Origin of the sequence: Bacillus sp. CGMCC 1.16607, assembly GCF_042683745.1 — a bacterium.
Lineage (GTDB): Bacteria > Bacillota > Bacilli > Bacillales > Cytobacillaceae > Pseudoneobacillus.
In genome coordinates this window covers 338,514-346,035 of the sequence record NZ_JBHUJX010000012.1, presented here as the reverse complement: position 1 = coordinate 346,035, position 7,522 = coordinate 338,514, and the positions used below count along the sequence as shown (strand labels likewise).

Annotated in this window: 7 protein-coding genes and 1 pseudogene; 4 read left to right on the top strand and 4 right to left on the bottom strand. The window is 34.7% G+C overall.

The genetic code is table 11. The features are described 5' to 3' along the window. Nucleotides 1-218 precede the first annotated feature (218 nt). Complete coding sequence (locus ACFSO7_RS08975) at nt 219-938, bottom strand: nuclear transport factor 2 family protein (protein ID WP_377876958.1); 720 nt, start codon at nt 936-938, stop codon at nt 219-221. A gap of 598 nt (nt 939-1,536) precedes the next feature. Here ACFSO7_RS08975 and ACFSO7_RS08970 point away from each other — a divergent pair. Together ACFSO7_RS08970 and ACFSO7_RS08965 are read left to right on the top strand one after the other, a co-directional pair. Continuing rightward, nucleotides 1,537-1,875 (top strand): YmaF family protein, encoded by a 339-nt coding sequence (locus ACFSO7_RS08970; protein ID WP_377876957.1) that lies wholly within the window; start codon nt 1,537-1,539, stop codon nt 1,873-1,875. 207 nt (nt 1,876-2,082) lie between these two features. Beyond that, nucleotides 2,083-2,277, top strand: a complete 195-nt coding sequence (locus ACFSO7_RS08965) for a hypothetical protein (RefSeq protein WP_377876956.1) — start codon at nt 2,083-2,085, stop codon at nt 2,275-2,277. Nucleotides 2,278-2,970: 693 nt separating this feature from the next. Here ACFSO7_RS08965 and ACFSO7_RS08960 read toward each other — a convergent pair. The 3 genes and pseudogenes from ACFSO7_RS08960 to ACFSO7_RS08950 form a co-directional block, all read right to left on the bottom strand. Beyond that, nucleotides 2,971-3,129 (bottom strand): annotated as a pseudogene (locus tag ACFSO7_RS08960) (UV damage repair protein UvrX); the annotation flags it as partial. Nucleotides 3,130-3,131: 2 nt separating this feature from the next. Further along, nucleotides 3,132-3,416, bottom strand: a complete 285-nt coding sequence (locus ACFSO7_RS08955; protein WP_377876955.1) for a YolD-like family protein — start codon at nt 3,414-3,416, stop codon at nt 3,132-3,134. A 694-nt stretch (nt 3,417-4,110) separates the two neighbouring features. Continuing rightward, entirely contained in the window at nt 4,111-4,584 is a 474-nt protein-coding gene (locus ACFSO7_RS08950; protein ID WP_377876954.1) for a MarR family winged helix-turn-helix transcriptional regulator, read from the bottom strand. 169 nt (nt 4,585-4,753) lie between these two features. On the opposite strand from ACFSO7_RS08950, the gene ACFSO7_RS08945 reads away from it, so the two are divergent. Continuing rightward, nucleotides 4,754-5,122 (top strand): DoxX family protein, encoded by a 369-nt coding sequence (locus tag ACFSO7_RS08945; RefSeq protein ID WP_377876953.1) that lies wholly within the window; start codon nt 4,754-4,756, stop codon nt 5,120-5,122. A gap of 104 nt (nt 5,123-5,226) precedes the next feature. Next, nucleotides 5,227-6,702, top strand: coding sequence for an MDR family MFS transporter (locus tag ACFSO7_RS08940; protein ID WP_377876952.1), 1,476 nt, complete (start codon nt 5,227-5,229; stop codon nt 6,700-6,702). The last annotated feature ends 820 nt before the right edge of the window (nt 6,703-7,522 follow it).

The window sequence follows — 7,522 nt, the reverse complement described above, 5'->3', positions numbered from 1 at the left end:
TAGAAATCCCCAACTTTTCAGCTACTTTAGTTTGACTAAACCCTTGTTTTAATAATTGCTTTATTTCCATGTACATTTCCCACTTATCCACCTTTTCCGACCTCCACTGTAAGTAATGAAACTATTATTCATTTTACAGGGGGAGGGTAATATTCTTTGCTGGTATATTTGGGTAAATAAGTGTTTCATCAAATCAAGCAAAATCTGTATACTTTATTCTAGCAGTCACAATAATTTTGAGTAAAGCTGAAATATTTATACTTTGTTTCTATTTGAGCGATGGCAAAGGTATCAGAAATGATCTTTACTCCAAATGGGGTAACTTCAGGTCTCGGTTGTTCTTCAATTATTGCCTTAAGATGGTTCTCAATTGTTTCTTTGTTCGTGTGAGGTAATATTTTTATATACTTTTTCATTCCTGTTAAATCACCCGTGTAAACCGCGTTAGAATAACTTTCGATTGCTTTCTTCACCATTACTTCTTGGCTATTCCTGTTCGACTTATTTGATAAATCCACATAGCCTGGACCTGTTATTCCCTTAACAATTTTCCAATGTCCATCCTTCTTTATAACAGGTGAAGTGCTGATATATATTCTATCTTTATACGTAGATTCGATAGATACTAAAACCACACTGTCATTTATTATGGTTAGATCGGTAATTTTAGCCTGTTTTAGAGGTTGATCTTTACAAAGACTTATGTAAAAATCCCTCTGATTACTCATTTTGGTTGTATATTCTGAGTATTTTAGCATATCATCAACATTACAACTTTTTTGAGCTTTTAAGAAATTAATTACGGTGCTTAGGGCATCCTCTCTTACGGAAGCATTTACACCTGTGCTAAGGTTAGTGCTGCTAAATAGTAGTAAAAAAACTAAAATAAAAGTTAGTTTACCAAGAAAATAAAAGTTGCTGTCATTATTTTTTTGCATTTACTATACTCCTCACATATATTTTTTAATCCCCTTTAATATTTACATTAAAAATAAGACTATTCTTAATATCAGTTTGTTGCCGTACTAACAGATGGAATGTTCAGATAAGGGAGCTTATTCTTAATAAACTAAAGGTCAGAATACCTTAATAAAGCTGTGTGGATAAAGAAGTGAAAAATAATACAGTACGTGGGAGAGTATGGATAAACAAAAGACTTTATTTTATGGATTTATAGTAATTTTTGTTTTGATGGTGTTAACCATCCCCAATTTTTTCTTTATACGTTATAGAGAAGATAGCAGTAATATTTTTATTTGCCATTTGTGGGATTCGATTAATTCTAGACTTGTTTCGGATTTTCAAAAAATGAATTTATTACGTACAAGGCGATTCTTCAATATATGAAGGATCGTTTTTTCCATTTCAAGTAATGGGCGTGTTTTCACGAACATATTTTGTTTTATTAATAAATATCCTTAGTAATATAGTTGTAGAAAAGAGGGGAGGAGCCTTGCGTAAATGAAATTAGTTTATAAACTACGATTCATTTAAAGATAAGATTTCAAATGACAAAATCGAAAAGGGGTGGAGACAATGGCTAAAGTAGGAAAAGATGATTTTGTAAAGGGTATGGTACCACACCATAATCATGGCTCTGTTGATTATACTTCGATGGAGGCAGGGCATGTTCATCAGTGTTTAGATGTTACTTCTCCTGCCATTCCCACTCAAGACGATAGCCATATTCATTATACGGAAGGATATGTGCTCTTTGAAAACGGGCATACTCATCATTATAAAGCTTATTCAGGACCCCCTATTCCAGTGGGAAATGGAATGCATGTTCATTATTATGATTTTTACACAACAGAAGACGATGGACATAGACACCATATTAAAGGAGTTGACCAGCCAGCTCCAGGTAATAAGTAGAAAATAAAATAATTCTATATTTAGCAATAAACCAGCAAACCAACCTAACTTTTGATAGGTTGGTTATTTATTTTTACTTATCAGTAAAAGTAGGTGGTCTCTATTTAGAAACTATAGGGGCAAGTATGTGGCTTAAGAGGGAATTTCCGATTTGGTCATTGAATATGTATTTACCATGTAAAGGAAATAGCATTGGGGGAAATACGTATGTTTTTTGATATAATTGGATTTATTGGTATTTATCTATTGCCTTTAATTTGTATTATCTTTGTTGTGAAAAGCGTGGATTTAGCCAAACAGATAAAAAATGGAGATACAAATACTGAGAATAATACTACTTGGGTTGCAATTACATTTACAATTATTGTCTATACACTCGTTACCTTTAGTTGGATGAGCTAACGACGAGCGTTTCTGCAATAATAGTAACGCATTTTAATTTGGACAGGTCAATAATTTAAGAGGTATTAAAATAGAACATAATACCGAAAAAACAAGCACTTTAAAAGAAGGAAAGATACTCCCCAAAGGGATATGTTGTTACTTTTAATATGTATTTTGGTGAAGTTGCTACACTCGAATCAAGTGAAAAATTAAAGGTGCTATTAAAAGCAATGAAACTTTTATAAATCATAAGGAACTAAAGATTAGCTGATCTTCAATAACTTTCAATCCGATAAAGCCGAAAGCATACATGATTTTTTTCATTCGGATGTATATTTTAGGTTTATTTATTTTAGTAGGGAACTAGGAGGAAGTTAAATTCAATAAGAATATTCATATAAAGAAGGTCTTTCAATTCTTTTACAGAATATACGATTGCATCATTTGTTAAAGGAACTAACGAGAGCTTTTGTTTCAGATTGATTACACGTCACGATAAAGAATTTTATGAATAATGCCAATTAGGAGAAAAAAACTTACGGAGGTGATTCTTCAATAACGAAGGTCGACGTTTCCTATTAAAGTAAGGGGCAGGATACTCCATTAATATTTTTGGATATTTATGGTAATGCGTAATTTAAAGGAGGGATAGAAATAGTGAATTTATTATTACTCTTTGGGTTAATTGTATTAGTATTAGTTAGCTTATTAAGCAGCCAACACCACACTACCCTGCCTATCTGTACTACCAACGACAGCGAGGTAGCATGTGAGTGGGTCTAATCCCATTTGTACTGCTGCAACACTGGCGTAAAAACTTTTTAAGTCTATACAAAGTATTTTTTGCTCTGGAAATCGACTATAATCAATCTTTATAATTTAGACACCATTGTCATTTTTTCTATATCAACGCATTTCTCTTCAAGGTCGGTCAGAATCAAAATTTTCTTTTCAAGCATATCTACTTTAACCACAATCCCAGAAGTATGATAAAAGTAGCCATAATCCCAAATTGTAATTTTGACTGGTATAGAGTAATCAAGTGAGTCCTTTTTGATGATCCCAATCTCTTCGAGTTCATGTTCATCCAAGAACGGTTTCTTCAGCTGTGATTCTTCCCGTTTCATTTGTTTAAGTATTTGGGTTTGTTTTGGCATAAAAAAACCATTCCATTTATTTTGCCTCTATCACGGATCACAACACCATCTACTTTTAGTCATATTATATACGAACATTTGTGCTGTTTTCAATTATTTTTAGAACCAATGTTCGTAATAAATTTTAAGGAAAACTGCGATAACATTAAGAAGGAATTAAAATTAAGTATTTTGAACTTTATGGTAAAATTAGTGTTAATAAGGAATATCTTGGGGATATTTAGATGAAGATTACTATGAGATGAGTCAGAGGGCTTATGAAATTGAAAAAAAGTAAATTTAGGTTGATTTGATTACAACCAATAAACTGTACCATCATTGACATATTTTTTACCACTGAGTGACAAAAAGTGTACCAATGAATGACAAACTGCTTACCACTACATACATTCTAGATATTAAAAGATTAAAAAACATTGTATTTTAATCAATATAGTTGTAGTTGTTATACATATTTGAATGATTTTCAATAAGGTCAATCTTCAAACGGACCATATTCTTGAATAAGAGATGGAATTATTCGAGAGTGAGCCGAAGCTCTATGTTATTTCATTAACGGGGAGTAAGAAGGATAAGAATTATATAAGGTAAAAATACATAAAAAGAACGTCCGATTGTGAATTATAAATTCTATGTATTTTAATAATGAATGAAAAAAACCGATTTTCCTTGTCTCAAGGAAAATCGGTTTTTTTCATTCATCTAATGAGCATTGAACTTCATTATAATTTGTAAGCTTGGAAAAAAGATCAATAAGTTGGTGTCGCTGCTCTTGAGTCAGATTCTTTATCAATATTTCTGCTGCTTCTTCTTCAAGCAATCGTACTTTTTTAATTTGCATTTGGGCCTTATCTGTCAGCTGTATCAAAGTAGCACGTCGGTCTAATGGATCAGGTAGACGGACAAGAAGTTCATCCTGTTCAAGCGCGTCTACAAAATCAGTAACCGTTCGGGCCTTAACTCCTAATTTGGCTGCTAACTCGTTCATTCGTATTTTCCCTACCTCGGAAACAGCAAGTAGAACGCGAAGTCTGGGTCCTGATATTTGAAACGGCATATCGAGATCTGAAATATGTGCTTCATATTCTCTCTGAATATAATGAGAAGTCTTAATTAAAGCATGGACAACTTCTACTGCTGATGCTTTTGAAGAATGTTGGTTTGTCATAAAAAATCCCCCTTGACACTTTAAAATATATCGAATAAACTCATAATGAGTGAACTCATGGTGAGTCAATTCATAGTGAGTAAACTCAGTTAATTTTAAATCAATATCCATTATTACCATTGTACCTTATAAAGGATATTGAAAAAACAAATATACTGGGGGAATTATCTTGTTAATTATATCTATCGTTCTTCAAAGCCTGTTATCTCTAGTGTTCTTGATGACGGGGTTCATGAAGATAGCCGGTAATAAACAGCAAGTTGAAACATTCAAGCACCTCAACCTACCTCAATGGTTCCGAGTGGTTACTGGTTGGGTACAACTAGTTGGGGTAGCTGGTTTAGCTATCGGTTTTTGGAATCCTGGAGTAACAGCATTAGCTGGGTTATGGCTTGCAATCACCATGCTTGGCGGAGTGATTACTCATGTTAGGGCAAAAGATCGTATCAGTCAGGCAATTCCGGCGTTCATACTGGCGATACTGGCAACTATTATTACTATTATTAACTTATCTGACCTGCTGAACATGTTTTCATGAAAGAGTCTGATAATTACTTAATGGATTAAGAAGAAGTGAATACTGTACCCGTGCTTGCCAAATAGTAACTGTATACCAGCACTTGAATAGGAGAAGGATATCGTATGTCAGTAAAAACAAAAAATAACAATGAAGCATTCTCCATTAAAACCATCATAGGACCACTACTAGCTGTCATTGTTGGTATGATAATGGTAATTCTTGATAGTACGGCTATGAATGTTGCCTTGCCTGGAATAGTGAAAGATTTTAAATCTGATGTTTCGACCATGCAATGGTCCATAACAGGTTATACGCTCGCATTATCAGCTGTCATTCCTTTAGCTGGTTGGATGACTGACCGATTTGGGGCAAAAAGGATATTTTTAATTACAATCGCCTTGTTTACACTTGGTTCTGTTCTATGCTCTGTTGCACGAAACCCTGAACAGCTTATCCTCTATCGGGTTATTCAAGGGCTGGGGGGAGGAATGGTAGCGCCAATTGGAATGACAATTATTTTCAGACTTGCTCCTTCGGATAAAATAGGGGCTGTTATGGGAACACTTGGGGTTCCAATGCTATTAGCACCTGCACTAGGGCCTGTTTTAGCAGGATATCTTGTAGAATACGTTACTTGGCATTGGATATTCCTTATTAATTTGCCAATCGGTATTATTGCAATTTTGGTTGGACTGAAATTTTTACCGAAAGTTGAACGAAAGACCGTTGCATCCCTTGATTATTTAGGAATCATATTTGCACCTATCGCATTCGCAATGCTAGCCTATGGAGTGAGTGAAGGGGGCAAAAGCTGGACTTCAACGGAAACTCTTACCGGATTAATTGTAGGTGGAGTTGCTCTCATTCTATTCATTATCGTCGAACTTCGTCAAAAGCAGCCTTTATTAGAGTTAAGAGTTTTTGGATCATCTGACTTTAGAAAAGGGATTGTGATTACATGGATTTCCCAAATCGCATTATTTGGGGTTATGATTATTGTCCCGTTATTTTTACAAACAGTAAGAGGTTACGGTGCATTAGATACTGGTTTAATTCTTCTCCCTCAAGCTCTAGCATCAGGTGTAATGATGCCAATCGGAGGGCGTTTATATGATAAAATAGGTGCTCGTCCTTTAGCTATAATAGGCTTGTCTATTATTACTGCAGCTCTAGTTATGCTTTCACGAATTTCTATGGATTCAACTACTGGATTTATCGTTACATGTTTAGTGATGATGGGAGCAGGAATGGGTCTATCCATGATGGCAATTAATACCCATGTTCTTCAATCCGCTCCAAAACATCTTGTAAGTCGCGTCACACCATTAACAACTGCAGCCCAACAAGTTATGGTTTCATTTGCAGTAGCAGGTATGACAGGGTTCCTAACTTCAAGAATTACTTATCATATGACAAAAATAGCTGATCCAATTGAAGCTACCGTTTCTGCCTATGGTAACACGTTCCTTCTAGCTGCAGGGATTGCATTAACAGGGGCGCTTTTAGGAACAATCCTAAGTAGACCAAAACAACAGCCGGAACATGCACAAGATGATGAAACAAAAGAAGCGAATGCAACAATGATGGCAGGACATTAAAAAGAAAACTGTGTGATCTTTCTATCTAATTAGTTGATCTTCCACAATTGGACGCTATTGTTGAAGATCATAAGCCTAATTCCTCGTTAAAAATAAGGAGGGATTAGGCTTTTTTGAACACACGGGAACACACGGGGACGGTTCTTCTGCTTCCAAACTACGCAAACAAAAGAACCTTCCCCGTGTTTTTTGATTACGGTATTTTTACCCTTAGCTGGTTGTTCTTTTCAGAGTAATAATGAAATAGATGAGATTCAATCGTCAGTGGAATAGGTTGATGCAATTGCTTGGAACGGAAATAAATATTATTATGATGAGGAAAAAACAGCGGAAATCACTGAAAACGAAATTGAATAAGAATTAGGTAAGATTTCTTTCGCGGTTACTGGAAGTAAGGAAGTTGATAATCCCAGTTATCAATTGAAAAATGGAGAAGCTACATTTGTAGGTAAAGGGTCAATTATTTATTCTATAAAAGGTGAAGAAATTGACTATTTATTTTTTCTCAAAATAAAGCTTATAAAGAAGTAGAATGAACAATAAGGAATAAATTGTAATCTTAAATTTCACCAAATCTTACAAAACTCCCTCAGTTTAATTCGTTTTTCTCACGAATGCTCGCTCATTCGCAGGATTTCATTTTAATTTGAACACAGATAATGGAGGAATAATCAGTGCTATGACTCGTTTTGTTAAATGAGGGCATGAGGAAATAGGGGACAAGTAAGGAATCCTATATACTACCAAAGATTATGCACGCATTCTCCACACAGCCCCTGGAGGCTTTCCCTCCCATGTCTCAACGGGTCGTAGCCCTCTC